The 23,874-nt window shown below is 62.4% G+C and carries 17 protein-coding genes; 5 read left to right on the top strand and 12 right to left on the bottom strand.

Features of this window, described 5'->3' with window-relative positions; translation table 11 throughout:
- The first annotated feature begins 17 nt into the window (after positions 1 to 17).
- The 5 genes from EC919_RS03440 to EC919_RS03460 all read left to right on the top strand — a co-directional run bounded on the left by EC919_RS03440 (position 18) and on the right by EC919_RS03460 (position 6,805).
- On the top strand, positions 18 to 1,970 hold the full coding sequence (locus tag EC919_RS03440; RefSeq protein ID WP_133771222.1) for an extracellular solute-binding protein: 1,953 nt from the start codon (positions 18 to 20) through the stop codon (positions 1,968 to 1,970).
- 1 nt (position 1,971) lies between these two features.
- A complete protein-coding gene (locus EC919_RS03445) occupies positions 1,972 to 3,042 on the top strand; it encodes a microcin C ABC transporter permease YejB (protein WP_133771224.1) in 1,071 nt (356 codons plus the stop codon).
- Positions 3,042 to 4,064: an ABC transporter permease gene (locus tag EC919_RS03450; protein ID WP_133771226.1), complete on the top strand. Its 1,023-nt coding sequence runs from the start codon at positions 3,042 to 3,044 to the stop codon at positions 4,062 to 4,064. Before EC919_RS03445 ends, EC919_RS03450 begins: the two co-directional genes overlap by 1 nt.
- An 8-nt stretch (positions 4,065 to 4,072) precedes the next feature.
- Complete coding sequence (locus EC919_RS03455; protein ID WP_133771229.1) at positions 4,073 to 5,665, top strand: ABC transporter ATP-binding protein; 1,593 nt, start codon at positions 4,073 to 4,075, stop codon at positions 5,663 to 5,665.
- An 84-nt stretch (positions 5,666 to 5,749) separates the two neighbouring features.
- Positions 5,750 to 6,805, top strand: a complete 1,056-nt coding sequence (locus tag EC919_RS03460; protein WP_133771231.1) for a permease — start codon at positions 5,750 to 5,752, stop codon at positions 6,803 to 6,805.
- 553 nt (positions 6,806 to 7,358) lie between these two features.
- On the opposite strand, the gene EC919_RS03465 is transcribed toward EC919_RS03460, so the two are convergent.
- From EC919_RS03465 to tssF, 12 genes are all read right to left on the bottom strand, one after another.
- A complete protein-coding gene (locus tag EC919_RS03465; RefSeq protein WP_133771233.1) occupies positions 7,359 to 8,435 on the bottom strand; it encodes a serine/threonine-protein kinase in 1,077 nt (358 codons plus the stop codon).
- Positions 8,432 to 9,160 (bottom strand): PP2C family protein-serine/threonine phosphatase, encoded by a 729-nt coding sequence (locus EC919_RS03470; protein WP_133771235.1) that lies wholly within the window; start codon positions 9,158 to 9,160, stop codon positions 8,432 to 8,434. Before EC919_RS03470 ends, EC919_RS03465 begins: the two co-directional genes overlap by 4 nt.
- Positions 9,160 to 12,687: a type VI secretion system membrane subunit TssM gene (gene tssM / locus EC919_RS03475; protein ID WP_133771237.1), complete on the bottom strand. Its 3,528-nt coding sequence runs from the start codon at positions 12,685 to 12,687 to the stop codon at positions 9,160 to 9,162. The genes EC919_RS03470 and tssM overlap by 1 nt, the downstream gene beginning before the upstream one ends.
- Before the next feature lie 26 nt (positions 12,688 to 12,713).
- Positions 12,714 to 13,613 (bottom strand): type IVB secretion system protein IcmH/DotU, encoded by a 900-nt coding sequence (gene icmH / locus EC919_RS03480; RefSeq protein WP_133771239.1) that lies wholly within the window; start codon positions 13,611 to 13,613, stop codon positions 12,714 to 12,716.
- Between the two features lie 5 nt (positions 13,614 to 13,618).
- Positions 13,619 to 14,950, bottom strand: coding sequence for a type VI secretion system baseplate subunit TssK (gene tssK, locus EC919_RS03485; RefSeq protein ID WP_133771241.1), 1,332 nt, complete (start codon positions 14,948 to 14,950; stop codon positions 13,619 to 13,621).
- Positions 14,947 to 15,453, bottom strand: coding sequence for a type VI secretion system lipoprotein TssJ (gene tssJ / locus EC919_RS03490; RefSeq protein WP_133771243.1), 507 nt, complete (start codon positions 15,451 to 15,453; stop codon positions 14,947 to 14,949). Before tssJ ends, tssK begins: the two co-directional genes overlap by 4 nt.
- Before the next feature lie 5 nt (positions 15,454 to 15,458).
- Positions 15,459 to 16,664 carry a type VI secretion system-associated FHA domain protein TagH gene (tagH, locus tag EC919_RS03495; RefSeq protein WP_133771246.1) on the bottom strand — a complete coding sequence of 402 codons (1,206 nt, stop codon included), beginning with the start codon at positions 16,662 to 16,664 and terminating at the stop codon, positions 15,459 to 15,461.
- A 17-nt stretch (positions 16,665 to 16,681) separates the two neighbouring features.
- Positions 16,682 to 16,822 carry a type VI secretion protein gene (locus EC919_RS03500; protein ID WP_133771248.1) on the bottom strand — a complete coding sequence of 47 codons (141 nt, stop codon included), beginning with the start codon at positions 16,820 to 16,822 and terminating at the stop codon, positions 16,682 to 16,684.
- Positions 16,823 to 16,900: 78 nt separating this feature from the next.
- Positions 16,901 to 18,418: a sigma-54 interaction domain-containing protein gene (locus EC919_RS03505; RefSeq protein ID WP_133771250.1), complete on the bottom strand. Its 1,518-nt coding sequence runs from the start codon at positions 18,416 to 18,418 to the stop codon at positions 16,901 to 16,903.
- Positions 18,419 to 18,428: 10 nt separating this feature from the next.
- Positions 18,429 to 21,002: a type VI secretion system ATPase TssH gene (gene tssH, locus EC919_RS03510; RefSeq protein ID WP_133771253.1), complete on the bottom strand. Its 2,574-nt coding sequence runs from the start codon at positions 21,000 to 21,002 to the stop codon at positions 18,429 to 18,431.
- Positions 20,999 to 22,021, bottom strand: coding sequence for a type VI secretion system baseplate subunit TssG (tssG, locus tag EC919_RS03515; protein WP_133771255.1), 1,023 nt, complete (start codon positions 22,019 to 22,021; stop codon positions 20,999 to 21,001). The genes tssH and tssG overlap by 4 nt, the downstream gene beginning before the upstream one ends.
- Positions 21,985 to 23,772: a type VI secretion system baseplate subunit TssF gene (tssF, locus tag EC919_RS03520; protein ID WP_133771257.1), complete on the bottom strand. Its 1,788-nt coding sequence runs from the start codon at positions 23,770 to 23,772 to the stop codon at positions 21,985 to 21,987. Before tssF ends, tssG begins: the two co-directional genes overlap by 37 nt.
- Between the last annotated feature and the right edge of the window lie 102 nt (positions 23,773 to 23,874).

The raw sequence follows: 23,874 nt of genomic DNA on the forward strand, positions 1-23,874 counted from the left end.
TCACAAGGATTGTCCGCATGTCCGCCACCCCCATTTCACTGCCGCGCCGCTCACCGGGCGAGGCATTGCTGTACACGGTGCTGTTGTGTACCTCGCTGCTGCTGGGCAGCCCTCAGGTCTGTGCCGCGCCGGTGCATGCGCTGACCGTCTATGGCGAAGCGCCGAAATACGCCGCTGACTTTCAGCACTTTGATTACGTCGACCCTGACGCGCCCAAAGGCGGTTCCATGAGCCGCGCGTCCGAGGAGATCGGCCAGTTCAACTACCTCACCCCCTATGTCGATCAGGGCATTTCCGTGAGCCAGATCGACACGTGGGTGTATGCGCCGCTGGGCTATCGCTCACTCGACGAGCCCTACACGGTGTACGGACTGGTCGCCGAGAAAATGGAGCGTGACCCCGACAATCTCTGGGTGCGCTTCTACCTCAATCCCAAAGCACGCTTCGATGACGGCACGCCGATTACCGCCGAAGACGTGCGCTACACCTGGCAAACCCTCATCACCCAGGGCAGCTTCAGCTATCGACCGCTGTACGCCGACGTCAAGGACGCGGTCATTGAAGCGCCGGGGCAGATCCGTTTCGATTTCAAGACCGGCACCAACCGTACCCTCGCACTGGACATCGCCAGCCTGCGCATCCTGCCCGAGCACTGGTGGAAAACCCGCGACTTCACCAAGGGCGGTGGTTTCGAACCGCCGCTGGGCAGCGGGCCGTATCGGGTCTCGCGGGTCGACGCCGGGCGCAGCGTCAGCTTCGAACGGGTCAAGGACTGGTGGGGCAAAGACCTGCCGGTGAGTCGTGGGCTGTACAACTTCGACGCGCTGACGGTGAATTTCTATGGCGATGTCGACGTGGCCCGTCAGCTGGTCCAGGCCGGCAACTTTGATTACAACCGCGAGTTCTCTTCGGCCGGTTATGTCGTCGGCTACACCGCGCCGAGCCTGCAGGACGGCCGTTTGCAAAAAACCATTCTGGCCAAACGCCGCCCGGTGGCCGGTCAGGGTTTTGTGTTCAATCTCGACAAACCGATCTTTCAGGACCGCCGTGTGCGCGAGGCCCTGGCGATGCTGTGGGATTTCGAGTGGGTCAACGGCCAGATCATGCGCAACTTCTATGTGCGCGAACAAACCTACTTCCCGAAGAGCGAAATGGCCGCCACCGAACTGCCTGACGCCCAGGAGCTGAGCCTTCTCGAGCCCCTGCGCGGGCAGGTGCCGGACGAAGTCTTCGATCAGGTCTGGCGGGCACCGAAGACCGACGGCAGCGGCTACATCCGCGACAAGCAGCTCAAGGCCCTCAAGCTGTTGGCCGACGCCGGCTGGCACGCGAAAAACAACAGACTGGTCAACGCCGCCGGTCAGCCGCTGGAATTTTCCTTCCTCGACGGTCAGGGCGGTTTCGAGCGGCTGGTGCTGCCGTACAAGCGCGTGCTGGCGCAGATCGGCATCACCCTGAATTTCCGTCGGGTGGACTCGGCGCAGTACATGAACCGCCTCAACGCCCGGGACTACGACATGATCGTGGTGACGCTGCCCGCCAACGGCAATCCGATCCTTTCCCCCGGCCGCGAGCTGTACAACCTGTTCGGCTCGCAAAGCGCCCGGCAGGTCGGCAGTTCCAACGCCATGGTCCTGCGCAATCCGGCGGTCGATCGCCTTATCGACGGCCTGGTCGCGGCCAACAACCGCACCGACATGCTGCACTACGCCCGCGCCCTGGATCGGGTGCTGCTCTGGGGTTTCTACATGATTCCGAACTATTACTCCCAAGGCACGCCGGTAGTGTTTGCCAACCGTTTTGGCAGGCCGGCCATCGAGCCGATCTACGACGTCGGCCTGGAAAGCTGGTGGGAAGTCAGCCGCGTGCCGCTGAGCAACGCTCAAATGGCCGCGCGTCTGACGCCACAACGTAGTGTGTCGAACGACCGTCCTGCGCCAACGCCAATGCCAGAAACGGAGGACCAGTGACATGCTCGCCTACACCCTGCGTCGCCTGCTGCTGATCATTCCCACGCTGCTGTGCATTCTGGTGGTTAATTTCCTCATCGTGCAGGCCGCGCCGGGCGGTCCCGTCGAACAAGCCATCGCCCGGGTTCAGGGCATGGGCCCAACGGGCGGGATTGGTGGCGGCGGTGGCGAAGTCGCGGCCACGGGCGGCATCAGTCGGGGTGCCCAGGGTCTGGACCCTGAACTGTTGGAAGCCATCAAGCACCAATACGGTTTCGACAAGCCGCTGCACGAGCGCCTGTGGCTGATGCTCACCCACTACGCGCAGCTGGACTTCGGCAGCAGCTTCTTTCGCGGCGCCACGGTGACCGGGCTGATTCTGCAAAAGCTGCCGGTGACGATATCCCTGGGCCTCTGGGCGACGCTGATCACGTACTTGATTTCGATCCCGCTGGGCATCCGCAAGGCCGTGCTGCATGGCAGCCGCTTTGATGTCTGGAGCAGCACGGTGATCATCATCGGCTACGCCATCCCGGCGTTTCTGTTCGCCATTCTGCTGATCGTGGTGTTTGCCGGCGGCAGCTACTGGAGCTGGTTTCCGGCCCAGGGCCTGTTCTCGGACGACTTCGACAGCCTCTCGCCCTTCGGCAAGCTGCGCGATTACCTCTGGCATCTGGTGTTGCCGGTCAGCGCGCTGGTCATCGGCGGCTTCGCGACCCTGACGATTCTCACCAAAAACAGCTTCCTCAACGAGATCGGCCGCCAGTACGTGGTCACCGCCCGGGCCAAGGGCCTCAGCGAACAGCGGGTGCTCTACGGCCACGTATTCCGCAACGCCATGTTGCTGGTGGTGGCGGGCATTCCCCAGGCGCTGATCGAGGTGTTCTTCGCCGGGTCGCTGCTGATCGAAACCATCTTCGGCCTTGATGGCATCGGCCGCATGAGCTACGAAGCGGCGGTGTCCCGGGATTACCCGGTGGTGTTCGGCACGCTGTTTCTGTTCACCTTGTTCGGCCTGTTGATCAAGCTGGCGGGCGACCTGTGCTACACCCTGGTCGACCCGCGCATCGACTTTTCCGCGAGGAGCGCCTGATGTTCGAGTTTTCCCCGCAAAACCGGCGCCGCATCGCCAACTTCAAGGCCAATCGGCGCGGCTGGTGGTCGCTGTGGCTGTTCGTGGCGTTGTTGGTCATCTGCCTGTGCGGCGAACTGATTGCCAACGACAAGCCGTTGATTGTCCGCTATCAGGGCGAGCTGTATTTCCCGGCGATGCACCAGTACCTGGAGACCGATTTCGGCGGCGAACTGCCTTTCGAGCCGGATTATTCGAGCGACTACGTGCGCAAACTGATCGCCGACAAGGGCGGCTGGATGCTGTTCGCCCCCATCCCGTTCAGCTACGACACGGTCAATTACGAACTCCGCGAGCCGTCGCCCAGCCCGCCCAGCGCGCGCAACTGGCTGGGCACCGACGACCAGGCTCGGGACGTGATGGCGCGGGTGCTGTTCGGCACCCGCGTGTCGATCCTGTTTGCCTTGGCGCTGACCGCCATCAGCACGGTGATCGGCGTGTTCGCCGGGGCCATTCAGGGCTATTACGGCGGCCTGGCGGATTTGATCGGCCAGCGCTTGCAGGAAGTCTGGTCGGGGCTGCCGGTGCTGTACCTGCTGATCATTCTGTCCGGTTTCGTCGAGCCGGATTTCGGGTGGCTGCTGGGGATCATGTCGCTGTTTTCCTGGCTGGCGCTGGTCGACGTGGTCCGCGCCGAGTTTCTGCGTGGGCGCAACCTGGAATACGTCAAAGCCGCCCGCGCCCTGGGCCTCAGCGACGGCGCGCTAATGTGGCGGCACATTCTGCCCAATGCCATGACCAGCACCCTCACCTACCTGCCGTTCATTGTGACCGGCGCCATCGCCACACTGACCGCGCTGGATTTCCTCGGCTTCGGCATGCCCGCCGAAAGCGCGTCCCTGGGCGAGCTGATCGGTCAGGCCAAACGCAACTTGCAGGCGCCATGGCTCGGTGTCACGGCGTTCTGCGCCCTGGCATTGATTCTTACGCTACTGGTGTTCATCGGCGAAGCCTGCCGTGACGCCTTCGACCCCCGCACATGAGCGCCGCCATGAATGACCCTCTGATCCAGATCCGCAACCTGCGCGTGGCCTTCAACGGCGCCGAGGTGGTGCACGGCATCGACCTCGACATCCAGCCCGGCGAATGCCTGGCGCTGGTCGGCGAGTCCGGCTCGGGCAAGTCGGTGACCGCCCACTCGATCCTGCGCCTGCTGCCCGCCAAATCCGTCAGCACCCAGGGCAGCATTCGCTACAAGGGCGTCGATCTGCTGCAGGCCAGCGACAAGGTGCTGCGGGGGCTGCGTGGCAACCGCATCGCGATGATTTTTCAGGAGCCGATGACCTCGCTGAACCCGTTGCACACCGTGGAGAAACAGATCGGCGAAATCCTCGCCATGCACAAGGGCCTCAAGGGCAAGGCCGCCCGCGAGCGCACCCTGGAACTGCTCGGGCTGGTGGGCATTCAGAACCCGCCGCAGCGGCTCAAGGCCCTGCCCCATCAGCTGTCCGGCGGGCAACGCCAGCGGGTGATGATCGCCATGGCCCTGGCCAACGAGCCTGAGTTGCTGATCGCGGACGAGCCGACCACCGCGCTGGACGTCACGGTGCAGCTGAAGATTCTCGAGCTGCTCAAATCCCTGCAACAACGGCTGGGCATGTCGCTGCTGCTGATCAGCCATGACCTGAATCTGGTCCGGCGCGTCGCCCAGCGGGTCTGCGTGATGCGCGCCGGCGAAATCGTCGAGCAGGCTGACTGTCAGACGCTGTTCGCCGCTCCGCAACACCCCTACAGCCGCCTGCTGATCAACGCCGAGCCCGACGGTGAACCGGTGCCCGGCGAGCACACCCAGACGCTGCTGGCGGTGGACGCGCTGAAGGTCTGGTTTCCCCTCCCCAAGCCGTTGCTGCGGCGGGAGCGGCAGTACATCAAGGCGGTGGATGGGGTGAGTTTCGAGCTGTTGAAAGGCCAGACACTGGGCATCGTCGGCGAGTCCGGCTCGGGCAAATCGACCCTGGGCCAGGCGATTCTGCGGCTGATCGATTCCGAAGGCAGCATCCGTTTCGCCAACAAGGAGCTGAGCCTGCGCAGCCAGCAACTGATGAGGCCATTGCGCAAGCGCATCCAGGTGGTGTTTCAGGACCCGTTCGGCAGTTTGAGTCCGCGCATGACGGTGCAGCAAATCATCGCCGAAGGGCTGCTGACCCACGGCATCGGCACCCCGGCCCAGCGTGAACAGACGGTCATCCGCGTGCTCGGCGAAGTGGGCCTGGACCCAGCCAGTCGTCATCGCTACCCCCACGAATTCTCCGGCGGTCAGCGCCAGCGCGTGGCCATTGCCCGGGCGCTGGTGCTGGAGCCGGAGCTGATCCTCCTCGACGAACCCACCTCGGCGCTGGACCGCACCGTGCAGAAGCAGATCATCGCCTTGCTGCGCGATCTGCAGATTCGTCACGGCCTCAGTTATCTGTTCATCAGCCATGACCTGGCGGTGGTTCATGCATTGGCCCATGACGTGCTGGTGATCAAGGATGGCAAAGTGGTCGAGCAAGGCGCGGCACGGGAGATCTTCGGCAACCCTCGGCAGCCCTACACCCAGGAACTGCTGCGTGCTTCCGGGCTGAATTTCGGCGGACGGGCGTGAGCCGACAGACCTTGCGACACCTACTATAATGCCCGGCCACGGCGTATCATCCCGCCCCCTCGATTTCCTGCTCTGGTGCCTGTCATGACTGCCCTCCCGCTCACCTCCGAACGCCGCGGCTGGTCGTTCTGGTGGAAACCCCTGGCGTTCCTGCTGGTGGCCGCCATCGGCTTGTACTACGTCAAATGGTCGCCGTATTACCTGAAATCCTTCATCGCTGCCGACACCCATAACATTGGGGGCTCGATCATCAACGACAACCCGGCCACGCCGTGGGCCGCCGCATTGGCGTACGCCCAGGTGTACTTTCTGGCCATCTGGAAGGCGGCCGTGCTGGCGGTCATCCTTGGCTCGCTGCTGCAGGTGCTGATTCCCCGGGACTGGCTGCTGAAACTGTTCGGCCGCGCCGGGCTGGGCTCGACCATCCGCGGCGGCCTGTTCGCCCTGCCCGGCATGATGTGCAGCTGCTGCGCGGCGCCGGTGGCGGCGGGCTTGCGCAAGCAGAACGTGTCGGTGGGCGCGGCGCTGGCCTTCTGGATCGCCAACCCGGTGCTCAACCCGGCCACGCTGGTGTTCATGGGCTTCGTGCTGGGCTGGGGCTTCACGGCGCTGCGACTGGTGGCGGGCCTTGTGCTGGTGATCGGCGTGTCGTTGGTGGCGCAACGCATTTCGCGCCCGGAAGCCGTGCCTGAACAGGCACTGGAGGCCGTGGCCAATGCCGAGACGCCGGAGGAAGGAAGCCTGTTGGTGCGCTGGGGCAAGACGATTTGGCAGTTGTTCTGGACCACCATCCCGATCTACGTCATCGCCGTGCTGATCCTCGGCGCCGCGCGGGTCTGGCTGTTCCCCCACGTTGACGGCGCGATGGGCAACAGTCTGTTGTGGCTGGTGCCGTTGGCGATCGTCGGCACGCTGTTTGTGATCCCGACCGCCGCCGAAATCCCGATCGTGCAAACGCTGCTGACCTTGGGCCTGGGCACTGCGCCGGCCGTGGCGTTGCTCATGACCCTGCCGAGCGTAAGCCTGCCGTCGCTGCTGATGCTGCGCAAATCCTTCGACGCGAAGGTGCTGGTGACCGTGGGTCTGCTGACCATGCTGGTCGGGGTCATCAGTGGGCTTGCTGGCGCCGCTCTGTTGTAAAGCCAGGATCAAGATCTACAGCGGCTCTGCCTAACGGCAGAGCATTTCGCCTTCGGCGAGTTACTTGGAAAAGTCGAAAGTCGCACCATCCCCAAGTAACCAAGGGTGCTTGCTCTCGGTTTGGCCCGACTTCGTCGGGTTCCCTCACTTCGACGACGCTCCGTGGGCCCGCGCCGAACGGACATCCATGTCCTGACGGCGCTCTCGCCGCATCCATGCGGCTCGGCCCACTGCGCGAAACCTGCGTTCAGCCTGCACCCAAGTCGCGTTTTGTAGTGTCTGGAACTGCTGTGTACGAAGATCAAAATCAACGGCTTCCCGGCTCAAGCCGGTCCTACAGCCAAAGCCAGGCCCACTGGCTGCACGCGTGGTGATGATCGTGCCCACGCTCTGCGTGAGCACGCATCCCAGGACGCTCCGCGTCCATCCCCGGCTAAAGCCTGCATGAACACCGCGGGCAGCCACTACTTGTAGGAGCCGGCTTGCTGGCGAATGCGCTGGGTCAGTCGACATTTTCGTTTCAGATCCCCCGCGTCCGCCAGCAAGCCGGCTCCTACAGTTTGGACTGAGTCCAGTCAGTAGGGCCGGCCTCAGCCGCGAGCTTTTCTCTCCAGGCTGGGCGGATTTTCCTGCACCACGGCCAGGACGAGGTGCCGGTGAAAGCATCACGCATTTTCCCCGCCGTTATCGTGCGCGCACCGGGGTCAAAAGCGAGCGCGGTTCGCAAGGCAGGCCAGCAACGTTTTGGTAGACGGACTGGTGCCTGCAAGCCGACGTCGAGATGTTCATCCCGGGCCTGGGTCGAGGGCAGGTGGTGAAAGGGGTGTTTGCCGCTTGCCAGTTCGAAGATCACACACGCCACCGCGTAGAGGTCAGCGCGTGCCGAAAGCTTGCGCTGTTCAAGCAGTTCAGGTGCGGCGTAACCCGGCGTCCAGGCGTTGAAACGTTCGCGACTCAGGTGCGGCAGGCCGGGCAATACGCCCTCCTCGGCCCTGCCAAGGCCGAAGTCGAACAGGCGCACGCCCTTCTCGCTGAGCATGACGTTGCTCGGTTTAATGTCTCCGTGAACAATGCCGCAGGCGTGGGCGTACGCCAATGCGTCCAGCAACGGCAGCGCGATGTGTCGCAGTTCTTTCCACGGCAGACCCAAAGGCCGCTCGCAGAGCAGTTTATCCAGCGTCAGGCCTCGCATCAGTTCCATAGTGATGAAGGCGCGCTCGCAGGCGGTGTCGACGTGAAACCCGTGCACACGCAGCACGTTGTCATGGCGCAGGTATCGGGTGAGGCAGAACTCGCTGTAAAGCACGGCGCTGGCGTCCGGCGATTCGGCGAAGTCTTCGTTGAGGACCTTGAGCGCGACGTAGGGATCGGGATCGCCGTACTGCTCGGCCAGCAAATCGCGGGCGCGGTAGACCGCTCCCATGCCACCGGCGCCAAGCAATCGCTCAATGCAGTAACGGCCTGCGAGAACGTCGGGCATCGTGCTGAAGCCGGATGGGGCGGACGGGCGAGCGGGTTCAGGGGCATTCGACCCAGCGAAAGCATAGTAGGTGAGATCGTCGGGCTGGCCAGTACCGAGGGGAGCAACGAGGGCCGGTCCATCGGGATCTGGTTGCAGAGGCTCGGTCATCCGCGAATCACCACCGCCGTCAGGTTATCTCGGGCGGCCCCACGCAACACGTCATCGAACAGGCGCTTGAGTGCCATTGCCGGCAGAGCAAGGTTCAATGCGTGGCCCAATGCATCGCTGCTCAAGCCCTGATACAAACCATCGCTGCACAGCAAGAACGCATCACCCGCAAACACCTCAAGCTCCAGCACTTCCAGCGTCAGTTGCTCGGCAGCGCCCACCGCGCGCGTCAAGGCATGGCCGCCAGGGTAGGCCCGGGCCTGTCGAGCATTCATCTGACGTTCGTCGATCAGCTGCTGTTCCAGCGAATGGTCCCGGGACAGCTGGTACAGCCGCTGACCGCGCCACAAGTAGCAGCGGCTGTCGCCCGCCCATACGCAGGCCGCCCGGTTTCCTTCCATGAGCAGTGCGACCACCGTGCTACCGATGATGCTGTCCTGCCGGCCTGCATTGACGGTCAGCTCCTGGCCCAGCCGGCGGTTGAGCCAGTGCAGGCACTGTCTGATGCCGATAAGCCTGGCATCGAAGTTTTCGTGCACAGGCAGCTCCGCCAGACTGGCGACGATCATCTGGCTGGCGATATCGCCCCCCTGGTGACCGCCCATGCCATCGGCGACCACCCACAGCCCATGCTCGGGACACTCCAGGTACGCATCTTCGTTACGTTCCCGAACCTTGCCGGTGTGGGTCCGCGCAGCGCTGCGCCAATGGCGGGCGACCGGCATCAGAGTTGTGCCGGCAGGCGGAAGGTGCGCAGCACGGTCATGTCGAACGGGTTCGGCGAGCGCTGGCTCGTCAACAGGTAGCTGGCACGCAGTCCCCCCACGTCGGCCTTCAGTACCAGCACGTCGCGACCGGTCAGCTCCTCCCGCTCCATCGAATCCAGCAGACGGAACAACGACCACGGCCCTGAGCTTTCTTCGATACCCAATGGGCGGCCAGCCATTCTGTCCAGCACCAGACTGGTTCGACCGGCCTGCGCATCGGTGGGCCACTTGAATGACACCGGGACAATGGGACCATGGCGGTATTCGAGGGCCTTGTCGCCCAGCTTGAATTCGGAACGGCTGACAGAAGAGTCCAGGGAATGAGGCTCGAGTTTGAACTGCACCTGAGGTTCGGCCGGGTTGTCCGCGAAGAACCCCTGTCGAATGACCCGAGCAGCGCTCATCTGATCCAGATAAGGCCGGGAGATGGGCAAGCTTTGCCCGTCGATACTGCGCAGCCGGTAACTGCCCTTTTCGCCACTCACGAACGGCCGCAGGAATCCGTCGAAGAAGCGGTCTGCAACGCCCTGAACCTTGAAGAACTCGCGAAAGTCACCGAGTGCGACCTCGCTGGCACTGTCGGCGTTGAACGGATAACGCTTGCTGATCGCCTTGGCGTAAAAACTGTACACCTCGCTCTGGTAGTGCTGGTTCACGTGTTGATAGGCGTCGCGAAGCACCAGCCGCCACGCGTCCTCGGCCAGGGTGTTGAACCACCCGCTCACCGGGCGCGGCAGGCGACTGGACGCCGCACGCAAGGTGCCCAGCGCGTCACGCTGCCCGCCCATGCGTGATTTGGCCATGTCGAACGCAGCCTGTTCCGGCGAACTGGCCCTGCCGAGACTGGCCATCTGCATCTGCAGTTCGTTGAGCACGGCCAGAACGGGGATCAGATCGGCAGCCGGACCGTCCTTGTCGTCGAGCAACCGGTGCAACGGATCAAACCGGTTCTGCAGTGATTTTCGCGCGGTATCCAGAACCGATGCACCCAACGCTTCAGAGGCTTTACCGGACACGGCGATCGCCAGTTTGCCGGATTTTTCACCCTTGTCCGCCAGCAGCGCAGCGGCATCGACGGCGTTTGTCAGTGCCTCGGCGACAGGCGTGAAGCGGGTATTCTCGCGTACTTCCCTGAGCAGATTGATCAACGGCGATTGGGCCGACGTCAGGCCAGCCAGTTGCTCGGCACTGTCGGCAAAATCGTAGGGCGCGGGCAGCTCGACCGCGCTCACCGCCTCGCCCCAGTAATCGGCGTAATCGCGGAAATACAGCTGCTCGAGTTCAACCATCAGACGCCGCATGTCCATGTCGGTGAGACCGGATCCTTCGCCCAGCACCCAATTGTCCCGCAGGATATCGGCCACCACTCGGGAGCCTTGCCCCGAAAAGTACTGGTCGTAGCCCTGTCGGGTGTAGAACCCGGGAATTGCATAGTCGGCGCCGACGAACAGCGCCGCCTGCGACCCGAGGTGCTGGTCGAAACTGTAGTCCGGCAAGTTGCCGGCCTGCTCGCGCAGCATCCGGTAGACGACGTTCGCCAGGGACTCACCGCGCAACAACTGCCGTGCCTGCGCCACGCGTTGATCATTCAGGGGATGGACGAACGGCAGCTTCAACAATCGTTCGAAGTGGCTGTTCAAACCGTCTTGCGCGGCGGCGTTGCCGGGATACAGCTCTGACCAGCCAGCGGCGACCCGTTCCTTCAGCCACGCCGCATCACGCCGGTCTTTCATGCCCAGCATCAAATAGGCACGCAGGCTTTTGAGCAGGCCCTCCCGATTTTCCAGGTTGGCGGCAATCTGTCCTTCCAGCAGCGTCGCCACCTGAGGCAGAAGCAGCCGTTCCAGTTCGCGCTCGTAAGCGCCTTCGATGACCGGGTTCACCGCTTCGCCTTGATAAAGGCCACCACGTGCCTGGTAACCGACATCCCCTTTGTCTGGGAAAACCCGGGTCGCTGCATAGCCGGTGTCTAACGCGTTCAGCGCTGCGAAAAGGTCATCCTGGGCCTTTTTCGCCGAACGCTGCTCGGCCCAGGTTCTGGCAAGGGCGCTCACACTGTCGAGCCGTTCGTAGTTCCCGGAAAAGCTCACGGCCCAGAGGCTGCCGAACAGCGCGAGTGACCCCAGCGCACCTGCATATAGCGCGCGCTGGGCCCAATGGATACGGCTGCGCTCGCGCATGTCCAGCCCGGCAAGGTCCGCTTCCGGGAAGATAACCCGGCTGAGCAGGTGATTGATGAAACGCGATCGGCCGCTCCCAAAGGTCGGCAGCGTGCCCGTGCTCATCCCCGGACTCACTGCCCTGCCGACATCGGGCCCGTGCAGGTCCTGTTCAAAGCCTGGCGCGCTGGTGAGGTAGAAGCCTCGCAAGTGGCTGGCCGACTGATAGCGATTGCCGGTGAACGCCAGTTCCACAAACACGCACACACGCTCGCCGATTCGACTGAGTTGGTGTGGGAAGTCAAGAATGCCCCCACGGCGCGATGTATCGCGCTCTTGATGGATGCGGGTGATCACCTGACTGTTAAGCCGAACCAGCAGTGCGCCGAATTCGCTGCGCAGCACGTCGGCGTCGGTGCCGCTCTGCCCGATCCGGAAGGTGGTACCGAGCACCTGATCGCGTTCCTCACGGGTCAGTTGATCGAAAAACGCGTCGAAGCCCGGAAGGCTGTCGGCCTTGCTCAACACCAGGTAGACCGGCACCTCGACGTGCAGCTTCTGATACACCTCCTGCAGACGCGTACGCACGTGTCGGGCGAGGATTTCAAGTTCAGGGTCACTGCCGTGGAGCAGCGTGTCGACAGGGAGTGTGACGAGTACGCCGTTCAGAGGTCGGTTGCGGCGATATCTGCGCAGCAGGTCAAGCAGCGTGCACCAGGCGTTGCGGTCGATGTCGGCGCTCGGCTGGGTCAGGTAACGACCGGCGGTGTCGACGAGCACGGCGTTGTTGGCAAAATACCAGTCGCAATGGCGAGTGCCTCGAGGGTCACGGGTGAGTGTGCGCTCGACCTTGTTGAGCGGAAACTCGAGCCCTGAAAAGTCCAGCAGGCTGGTCTTGCCGCTGCCCTCGGGTCCGATCAGCAGGTACCACGGCAGCTCGGTGCGCCAGTGTTCGCTGCGGCCGCGATACAGGCTTGAGGTCTTCAGTGTTTTCAGCGCCTCCTTGAAACGTGCCGTCAGTTCAGCGTGCTCCTCGTGGATCTGATCGTCGCGCAGGTGGCGCGCCTGGCCATCCTCGCTGTCCTCGACCGCCTTTTTGCGCTCCCCGGCACGCCAGCTGACATAGACCATGGTAAGGCCCCAGAGCAGGAACAGCGAACTGATGGTCAACAGCCGAGAGGTTGAACCCTCCCAAAACTTTCGGTCGTCGACCGCGAGGGCCGGCCCGATGAACCAGACCATCAGCGCCACGAGCCATACCAGCAGCAGCGTCCACACCCACGTCTGACGCAAAAGCGCGCCGGTTTTCTTGAAAAAGTTTTTCATCACACGTCTCTGTTTTACGGCGGCGGCTACGATTGCGCTTGCGCTTGCGCTTGCAGCTCGGATTGCGGGTGAACGGCAGGCTGATCAAACGGCTGATAAGGTCGCAGGACGGCGTTGCGGTGTTCGCCCAGCACCCAGGCGAAACCCGAATACATCACGATCAGACAGATCAGGGTGAAGCCCACCACCATCCAGGTGGGCACGATGCGCACCAGGTTGCGGCGCTGGTTGCTCAGGCCTTCCCAGTGGGGCGACAGCTCGCGGGACGCATCTCCGCGCAGCTGACGAATTTGTCGATAGACCGCGTCGCGAATGTTCTCGAGTTCCTGCACGCCGCGGGTCTGCACCCGGTAGCGGCCCTCGAAACCCAGCGACAGGCACAGGTACATCAACTCCAGCATCGACAAATGCTTCACCGGGTTTTTCGAGAGTCGATCCAGCAGCTGGAAGAACTTTTCGCCGCCGAAGGTTTCCTGATGAAACCTGCTGAGCAGGCTCATCTGCGACCACTCGCTTTCGTTGCCCCAGCCGCTCGTGACAACGGCCTCATCCAGCGCAGTGCAGAGCACATAGCGGGCGCCCGCGACCTGACTGCTCTCGGCGCCGTTGTGCAGCGCCCGGGCTTCAAAGGATTTCATCACGCGGCTCAGATGCTCATGGAGTGCGCTCATGTCCTGGGGGAGGTCACCGTTCTTGAGCCGCACAACTTCGGACAACAGCTCCGATGCAGCGGCCACAAGCGAGTTCATGCCGACATTGAACGTTTGCGCCGGGCGCAGGTGCGCGGCGTAGATCATGCGTGCTTCCAACTGCTCGAAGCGCGGCGGCGGCGTGGAATCCGTGATCGGCTTCGATGCCGGGCCATGACCCTGCCGGCTGACCAGCACGGTTTTGTGGTCCTGGCTGTAATCGTTATCCTTGATCATGGCGGTCAGTTCCTGATGGCCCAGAATTTGAGCTCAAGCTCGGCGAACTCACCGGACACGTGGAACGCGAAACCGCCGGAGCGCTCGAGCTGCGTCAGGTCCTCGGAACTAAGTTCAAGGACGAAATAGGTTTTGTTCGAATGAAAGGCAATTTGCCGCGGCGCCACCGGCAACGGGGTGAGCTTGATGCCGGGCAGGTGCAGGTTCACCAACTGACGGATACGCTCCACCGGTGCGACCTTGAAATGCGCGGGCAGACGATGGCGCAGTTCCTCGGAGTCGCAATTGGCACTCGCCGCCAACACGAAGGAGGCCGAACCCAGCAGCGTGCGATCGTGCAGCGGAGAAACGGTGATGCCGTATTGACGCGGCTGCAACACCAGCTCGATAGCGTGTTGCTCCAGCACCATCGACAGCATCTGCCGCAGCGCCTCCATCAACCTGCGAAAGCTTTCCCCTTGATCGCTATGCCGATAGCGGCTGTCCAGACGCGGTCGCTTGCTGTCACTCGAGAAGGTCGCCAGATCGCCCAGCAGCGTCAGCAACGCGCGGTAGAGTGCTTCCGGATGCACATGCTCCAGACCCAGGTAGTGACGCAGCAGCAGTTCGGCACGATTGATCAGCTGGAGCATCATGAAATCGCCCACTTCGGCGCCCGCGACCGTGCCGCTGGAGCGGATGCGTTCGGCAATGCTGTCGCCCCGGTGGCTGAGCATGCTGATGACTTCCTTCAGACATGACAGCAGATAGCTGGAGGCGTGAGCCTGAAGGTAGGTGGGTACGAAATCAGCAGCGAGGCTGACCACCCCGTCAGGAGAGGTGTCGAGGACATCGCAGATCTTCAGCTTGACGTACGCGTGGTCGCTCTGCTGTTCGCCCAGCAGCAACCTGAAGTCGGGACGAGCGCAGCTGACCTGACACGCCGCGTCATCACCTGCATTTGAATCGGCGACCTGGGCTTCATACGCGGTGTAACGCGCCAGCACGTCGGACTGCTCCGGTCGCCGGGCTTCTACGTGATTGCCGGTGACCAGCGGCAACGCCAGGTAAACAGGCGTATTGCCGGTATTGGGCGGTATGTCGAGGGCCAATGATTCTGTGGTACCGCCCAGCTCGAACACGCTGCCGTCAGGGAGGATGCCCGACGCCTGGCTGATCACCAGTTTGCCCATGTTGAGAAACGGCAGGTCGATCTCCAGCGTCAGAAATCCCCAGGCGTAGCCACCCATTAATCGAGTCCGGATTTTCAACTGGTGGTCGTAATAGCGGTCGTTGTGCTGGAAGTGCTGCGGACGCAACAGCATCCCTTCCTGCCAGATGACTTTGTGCGTATTCATGGCTGGTCAACCGCCTCGGCGAGCACTTCATGTGACGGCCGAATGCCGCTTCCATCAAGGGTCAGATCGACGTCGGTAGCGGTCTGCGGCGCGAGGTGAAGCGTGTAGCGCCACGAGGCTTGTGACAGATCGCGGTACGCCGCCACCACGCCGACATAGCGACTGCCCTTCTGCACACTGAGTTTGAGATCGACCGTTTCGCCCGGACGCAGCTCAAGCTCCTCGGTGGCGACAATGTCCGGGGCCAGGGACTCTTTGGCCCGCTCATACAGGCTGAAAAAGTCAGCGTTTTCGAAGGCCGCCGCATGTTTGAGTTCGTACAGGCGGACCACGATCGGTGACGGCCGGCCGTTCAGATCGGGGTTCAGCTGATCACTGGCCGTGAGTCTGAGGTCGAGTTTGGTGAGGTGTGAAAACGGCGACAGCGTCGAGCAACCAGCCAACATCAGCAGAGCAATCAACGCAGTCAGCGTGTGTAAAAATTCAGTAGAACGGCGAAACATGCGCTTCATCCCTGGTGATCTGTGTGGAGGGTGGAAATCAGACGAATTTGCTCTTCGTAGGCCTGGGCGAAATCTCGCGCCAGCAAGCGCTCGCTCCAGTCATTGTCCTGACGCAGCGCCTGGTAATAGCGGCCATAAGCCCTCCAGCGACTGCCGGAGGTCGCGAGCAGTGGCGGGTTGTCGCGCTCGAATCGCAGGGTCAGTTGCTCCGGTGAAAAATGCTCCAGCGTGGCGCGGCTTGCTGCGCGACTGGCGGCCAGCAAGGCGACCTGGTGCGCCTGCACGTCTTGGAAGGCTCGGCTTACCGCCAGCTCAGCGGGCAGTTGCCCCGGCTTGCCAGGTCGCAGCAACGCCGACAGTGCCTGGCCAGCATCGGCCGCTGACTTCAGCGGGTTGCGTTGGGCGCCCTGCACGGTTGTCTGCGACAGACGCAATTCGTTTTTCAGCTCGCTGCGCGTGTGCAGGTTCTGCTGCAGACCGCCGACGCACTGCCTGAGCAAACGGCCGGCATTGAGCGCCAGCGCCTCCCGGGCATCCTGATCAAGCTCGTCGAATTCGATACCCAGCGCTTCGGCAAACCGGGTCCAGAAATCATCGGTCGGGCGCTCGACCTCACTGGCTGCATGCGCGGGTGCCGGAGCGGGCCGTGCGGCGGAATCTTCGACCAGTTCGGGCACGCGCAGGCTTTCCATGTCCACCCGGGCATAGTCCGTACGCTGTTGGCCGGTCTTGATGGCGGCGCCTGGCGAAATCAGTTCGTCGATGTCCGAGTGCACGCGCTCCTGCTGGTCAAGCACATTCAGCGGGTCGAGGTCCAGAAACGAGTCGTCCGGGATGATGCTGCCGGCCGCATAAATATGACCCACGTCACCGTCAAATGAGGCCGGGTCATCTATGATCCGGGCGCGCAGCTCGAAATCGCCCAGCACGTACAGACTGCCATGCTCAATGCGAACGGCTTGCCCCTTGGGCAGGCGCTCCCTGCTCTCCCCGCTCAGCACGCCATTGCTGCTGGTGTCGGTAAGATAAAACCCGCCATCGCGGTAGCTGATCGTGATGTGGTGGTGGGACACGTGCCGATTGCGATCAGGAATAATCCAGTCGCAGTCCGCGCCCCGTCCGATCACGCCGCCTGCCTGCCTGAAAGTCTTTTGACACTGCTCCACAGGCACAAACTGCCGGGCGCTCAGCATTTCGAAAACCAGTTCCATGGTCATCCTCCTGGCGGTCAGTTATCGCGGTTGGTGGCCTGGGGATCACCCAGCGGGCGATAGGTGTTGTCGTTGAACGTGTAATTGCCGCTGCAGCCCGACAAGCCACAGAGAAGCACAAGGGTCAGCAGAACAGCATGCCGGTGAGGAGCAAACATCAGAGGGTCTCCAGAGGTGAGCACAAGGCGCGGACGGTTGGCGCGATGGAAAGCGAGTGGGAAAGAAGTCGTTCGTGCCTACGCATTGACTTCACCCAGATTGATATTGAGGCGGCCAAGGCGGTACAGCAGCGTGCGCCTGGGCAGGCCGAGCTCACGGGCGGACAGGCTCTGATTACCATCGTTTTTACGCAGGCAATCGAGCAGCAAGCCGCGTTCGACCTGCTCCAGGCGTTCGCGCAGAGTCAGGCGGGCATCGCCAGGGGAATGCTGCGCGCGGAGGGCGAAATGCTCGGGAAGCAATTCGCCCCCTTCGCACAGCAGAACGGCACGTTCGACCAGCCCCTTGAGCTCTCGAACGTTGCCGGGGAAGGCATAGCTGCACAGGTGGTCAAGCGCCGCGTCCGACCAGCACAGCGCATCGCGTTGCAGAAATGCGCAGGCCTTGTCGGCGAAATGTCGGGCAAGATCGACGATGTCATCGCCCCGCTGGCGCAGGGCCGGCAGCTCGATGGGGAATTGCGAGAGGCGGTAGTAGAGGTCCTCGCGAAACGTGCCTTCGCTGACCATGACCGACAAATCCCGATGGGTCGCGGCAAGGATGCGCACGTCTATCTTGTGCGTGTCGTTTGAGCCCAGCGGGCGTATCTCACGCTCCTGCAGCACGCGCAGCAGCTTGGCCTGCAGCGACAGCGGCATGTCGCCGACTTCATCGAGCAACAGGGTGCCGCCGTTGGCTGCGTCGAAGAGTCCGGCGCGATTACGCAGAGCGCCAGTGAATGCCCCCTTGCTGTAGCCGAACAGCTCGCTCTCCAGCAGGCTTTCAGGCAGTGCCGCGCAGTTCTGAACGATAAAGGCCTGGGAGCGGCGCGGACCAAAGTCGTGGATGGCACGTGCCACCACTTCCTTGCCGGTGCCTGTCTCTCCGCGGAGTAGAACGGTGTACGGGCTGTGCAGGACTTTACTGATCATCGAACAGGTCTGGCGCATGGGTGCGCTTTTGCCGATCAATCCGTAGGCGCTGATGCTTGGCACACTGACGCGCACCGGTGGTGAATCATCCGTACGCCGCCTCAAGCGCTGAAGCAGGCGCAATTGACGCAGCACGAACGTGCCCAGCCGCCCCAGGGAATCGGCGAAGGCCTGCAGCTCGACAGGTCGACTGCTCGCGCAGACGAGCAAGCCTTCCACCGTCTGTTGATCACTGACAATGGGCACGCACAACAGCGACTGCCAGGGCACGGCCGTGGTTGGCAGGAAGCTAGTTTCGTGAAGGCTGCCCGGTAGATCGTCAAGGCACACAATGCGGTTTTGGCACAGCGCAAACTGCAGCAATTGCTCACCGTGGTAATCGGCGGGCAGGCTTTGTCCCTTACGGGGTTGCACGCTGCCCTCAAGGTACTCGGCGGTCAGGCCCAGACACGTATCGGCCGCGTCCAGAAGATAAAGCTGTGTCAGCTCGCAGCCGCTCAATTCGGAAAGGCCATGCACGAAGCCGCCCAGCAGCGCAGCATCGTCGGCGGCGCACGCAAGCCGGGCGAATTGCTCCAGCAACGCTTCTGCGTAGGCCAGCGGCTGCGGCACCTGAATGAACATCGCGCCCACCTCAGGCAAACTCGCAGGTCACGGCGGCTTCGTGATCAAGCGTTGCGTGCACAGACGTGAGACGTTGACCTGCCGCCATCGCGTCGAGCAACCGGTCAGCCACCCGGGGCACAACGTGAAGGTCCAGCAAGTGGTCGATCAGACGTGCGCCGCTGTCACCTTGGCTGCAGCGCTCAACCAGATGATCGACCAACGCCTCGGAAAATGTGAACGCCAGCTGACGGCGGTTCAGACGTTCTCTCAGACTTCCCAGTTTGATCTCGATCAGTTCACGCAGCACCGATCCGCTCACCGGGTAGTAAGGGACGACGCGCATGCGTGCCAGCAGCGCCGGTTTGAAGTGGCTGGCGAGGACCGGACGGATACGCTCCTCGAGCACCTGCGCAGAGGGCCGCGCGCCATCGGAGCAGAGGTCACTGATGAGATCGCTTCCAAGGTTCGAGGTCATCAGGATCAGCGTATTGCGGAAGTTGATCTCCCGCCCTTCCCCGTCGTTGGCCACGCCCTTGTCAAAGATTTGATAGAACAGGTTCAGCACGTCCGGATCAGCTTTCTCGACTTCATCGAGCAGGACCACGGAATACGGTTTCTGCCGCACCGCTTCGGTGAGCATGCCGCCTTCGCCGTAACCGACGTAGCCGGGCGGCGCGCCAATCAGGCGCGAGACGGTGTGCTTCTCCTGAAACTCGGACATGTTGATGGTGGTGATGAAACGCTCGCCGCCGTACAGCAAGTCGGCGAGCGCCAGCGCGGTTTCTGTCTTGCCGACGCCGCTCGGCCCGACCAACAGGAACACGTCCACGGGTGCGTCAGGTTTGTTAAGGCCGGCTGCAGTGGCACGCATCGAACGATCAAGGGCGTGCACGGCTTGCTCCTGACCGCGAATACGGGCGCGCAGGTCAGTCGCAAAGGTGGTGATTTTGGCATTGTGCTCTCGCGCCAACTGCGCCAGGGGCACGCCGGTCCAGGCACTGATCACTTCGGCGACAAGACGCGGGCAGACCTCGAAGCTCACCAGCCGCTCCTGGGCCTGAGTCAGGGTGCGGTGAATCTCGTCACGCACGGTTTGCAGGTCTTCGATGCCTGGCGTTTTATCGGCATCACGGGCCTGCGCGAGTTGCTGGCGCACATCCAGAAGGCGCTCGGCCAGGCCTTTCTGTTCCAGCCAGAGGGATTCGAGCGCAAGGCGTTCTGCATCGGCAGCGCGCAGACGGTTTTCCAATGCTTCCAGGGCCGAATGATCAATGAGCAAACCGGCTTCGGCGTCACGACGCAACGCCTGACGCTCACGGCTGCCTTCAGCCAGTTCGTTGCGCAGACGCTCAAGAGGTTGTGGCGCGGCGGCGAGGCTGATGCGAACGCGGGCGCACGCCGTGTCGAGCACATCGACGGCCTTGTCCGGCAACTGGCGGCCGGCGAGATAGCGAGCAGACAATTCAGCGGCCGCCACCACTGCGTCATCCCGCAAATAGATGCCATGGCTCCGTTCGTAGACGGGAGCAAGGCCCCGCAGAATGGTCACTGCCTCATCGACCGTCGGTTCGTGCAGCCGCACCGGCTGAAACCGTCGGGCCAATGCCGGGTCTTTCTCGAAGTATTTTTTGTACTCGCTCCAGGTGGTCGCCGCGATGGTGCGCAGTTCGCCGCGCGCCAGGGCCGGCTTGAGCAGGTTGGCCGCATCGGAACCACCCGCATCACCGCCGGCCCCGATCAGGGTGTGGGCCTCGTCGATGAATAATATGATCGGCGTGGGGGATGCCTTGACCTCGTCGATCACGCCCTTGAGACGACGTTCGAACTCCCCTTTTACGCTGGCGCCGGCCTGCAACAGCCCCATGTCCAGCGACAGCAGCTCAACACCCTTTATGGCCTGCGGCACTTCCCCTGTGACGATGCGCGACGCCAACCCTTCAACTATCGCCGTCTTGCCAACACCGGCCTCACCCACGACGATCGGATTGTTTTTCCGTCGGCGAGCGAGAATATCCACCATTTGCCGAATGGCGTCGTCTCGGCACAGCACCGGGTCGAGTTTGCCGTCCCGGGCCTGTTGGGTGAGGTTGTGGGTGAAGCGCGTCAGCAGTGACTCGCCGGCCGCACCCTGTTTGCCTGTGTCGGAATGCGCCTTCTGCGACAAGGCGAATGCTTTCAGTCGCTCGATATTCAGTCGGGCGAGCAATGCCTGATAACGGCTGCCGGCGTAGCGCATGGGGTTGCGCAACAGCGCAAGGATCAGCGCCCCTTGCTCAACCTGGGTCTGGCCCAGTTCAAGGCTGGCCGCAAGCAACGCATCCTGCAGCCACTGCACCAGTTCCGGCGCAAATACCGGGTTGCGGGAGGCGCTGTTTTCCATCCTCACCTGCAGCGCAGCGCCGAGTTCACCCGCGTCCACACCGGCATCCTGCAGTGCGAGGAACAGCAGGCCCTGTGGGCGCTCCAGCAAGCACAGCAACAGGTCTTCGATGAGGACCTTGCTGCCGCCACGTGCCACACAGCGTTCGGCGGCATGCTCCAGGTCGCGGCGGCTTTCGGCGTCAAGCGCCTGAATAAGTTGTTGCAGATTGACGTTACTCATCGTTCGGCTGTCCTTAATGATTGGCTACCCAGGGTCACCACGCCGTCCGCACGTTCGCGGCCCAGCCAACTGGTCCATCCCAGGCGACATGCGTTCTGTCCGGCCAGGCGCAGTTCGCGAATTTCTTCCTGACGCAGCGCCAGGCGGACGTCGTAATCAAGTGGGTCACGCAGCGTGAATCTCACCAATGCGCACAGCGGCTGGTAGCCCGTGCCGATTGGCAGGAACTCGTGGAAACGCTGCCAGCCAAGCTCTCGAACATGAATGCGGAACTTGCCACTGCGGTCGCGAACGTGTTCGCCGAGCACCAGGTCCTCGCCCAGCTGGCTATTGGCTCGGCCAAGGCTGTTGCGTTGCTCTTCGAGAATGCCCACGCGACGCTCCATGCACTGTTCGATCGTCAGCTCGGCATGTTTGAAGTAGTACCGCAGCACCGCCTCGATCAGCGCCGCCGAATGTGCGCGCAGGCTGAGCAAACCCAGGTACGGCAGCAGTCGCTTCCAGTTCAGCTCCCGCGCACTTCGAATCTCCTCGCTGCCCAGTCCGATCAGCGAGAACAGCTGCGAAGAAAACGGATCGATTGCGCCGCTTTCAAAACAGGCGCGGTAGCGATATTTAGTCCAGATCGGCAGCATCAGCCGATGCAGGCGATGGTGAAACAGATCGAGGAACTGGCGGGTCGGATTCCCCTCCTCGTTGTCGCCCAGTGCCTGCTCGCTATAAAACGCAGGCAAGGGTGATCCGGACCCGACAAGGCCCAGCGGGTTTAATCGCAGGCGCGCGCGCATCAGCCCGGACTCTTCAAAAAACTCCACGCGGTCCACATCACTTCCTGGAAAGCCCAGGCTCGGGTTGGCCTGGAATTCCAGCAGGTCGTACAAGTCGTCATCGTTCAGACGCGGATGCTCAGTGCGCAACCGGTCGATGACCAGCAAGACGGCCTGAAACAGCGAGTATTCGCGTATGCCTTGGGTCAGCCCGCTCAAAGCAGGGGCTGCAGGCCCATACGGGGTGTCCATTGGTACACGTCCCCCTGTGTGCTCTTCACGCGCAGCTCGTGATACGAATTGAGGCTGGCGTAAAGTGCAAAAAACTCATTGAGAACAGAGGCGAACACGAACACGTCGCCCTCGCCGATATAGCCTTGCGGGTCGATGGTCAGCTCGGTGCGCAATCCGCGTACCGGCAGCCCTCTGTGCAGCCGGTCGACATGCTGGTGGCTGATTGACTTGAGCCCGCCCAGCAGGCGCTTGCTGACTTTTTCTGCGTGGGGGTCGTAATAGCGCGGCAGGTCGTATGTTTCGAGGATCACCTTCAAGGCGTTGACGTCCGCCAGGGACAGGTAGTTAAGCGACATGTTGCTGATCAGCTTCCACAGAAAGTCCCGGTTCAGCGGCGGCGCATAACTGGGTGTGGCCGGGGTGATATTGCGGAAGGTCAGAAATTCCGGTGTCTGCTCGCAGGCGATGCAAATGTCACCCAGCTTGAGCCTGCGCGGCAGGTTCTGATTGGTGCACATCATCTCGACCGACAGTGTTTCAGAGGCTTCGGTGTGACGGATGCCGAAGCTCAGGTAGGTGTCGAGGCCATCGTGCAGCGACGATGAACGCTGGCGAATGCTGTAATGGGGACGGCGGTTCGGCACATCGAAACTGGGGTCATGCTCGAAGGACTCGAAGGGCACGTAGGCCTCGTAACCCAGGCCCCCGGGCTTCCAGCCGATCACGGATTCGACCGAAAACACGCCGCAATTTTCCGGGCTGTAGAGCGACGGCATCAACAGGTACTCGTCCTGTTTGCCCTCAAGGCGTATCGGCGAGGCGTCATGCTTGAACAGGTTCACGATGGGCGTGCAATGGAGCTTCACGTTGTCCAGCGTAGGGCGCAGTCGCTGGACGACGCTCTTGCGAATGTCGAAACGCAATGCAAGCCCGCGCATTTGTCTGAGCGTGTCGTCCGGCAATCCGGCGAGCACGTTCAGGCCATTCACGTCCACGAACAGAAACTTGTCCTGGAAGGCGAAGTACTCCTGCAGGTAGCGATAGCCGCGAAAGGTGTTCAGCGGATACGGAATCAGCGCTTCGTCTTCGGCAAACCCCACGGGCTGAATACGATCCCCGGGCACTTTGAATGCCAGGGGCATTCCGTTAACGCCGTGTATGGACTTGCCATCCCCGTCCAGCGGCACCAGCTCGATGCTCTCCAGATTGCGCAGAAGGCTTAGATAGAGCATCTGGCTGATGTAGCGCTCGCCAGCAAAATGCAGGCGCAAACGGCTTAATTCCAACTCGCCAAAATGGCCTTCGCCGCTCATCCCCAGACGCAAGCTCAACAGCGAGCCCTCGCCCTTGACCGAGTACGTCAGTTCCACCAGATCCAGCGCCTGAACGTCGGTTGGGTAGCACGTGCGAAAGCGGCACTGCACGCCATCGATCGGCACGCTGTCCACCGGCGTACCCCGCTCCACCCTCAGCGCAGGCCCTGCCCGCTTCAAGGGGTCAAACTGGAGAATGCTGAAGGCCGGCAGTGGCTGCATGTAATTGGGCCACAGCAGATGCATCAGCGAATGGCTGAGCTCAGGCAGCTCGTCATCGAGCTTCTGCCGCAGGCGTCCGGTCAGGAACGCAAAGCCCTCCAGCAACCGTTCCACGTCCGGATCCCGCCCGGCCTGCCCCAGAAAAGGCGCCAACGCCGGACTGCGCTCGGCGAATCGACGACCTAACTGGCGAAGCGCGGTGAGTTCGCTTTGGTAGTAGTGGTTAAAGGACATGGTATTACCTTCGGGCGGAGCTGTTTGGTTCAAGGGTGGGGGTGCGGAAACACCGTCTGCTGGCGCCTTATGTCATCCGTGCACTCCCAGGCAGCGAGTTCC

The sequence above is a fragment of the Pseudomonas graminis genome, assembly GCF_004364335.1.
GTDB lineage: Bacteria > Pseudomonadota > Gammaproteobacteria > Pseudomonadales > Pseudomonadaceae > Aquipseudomonas > Aquipseudomonas graminis_D.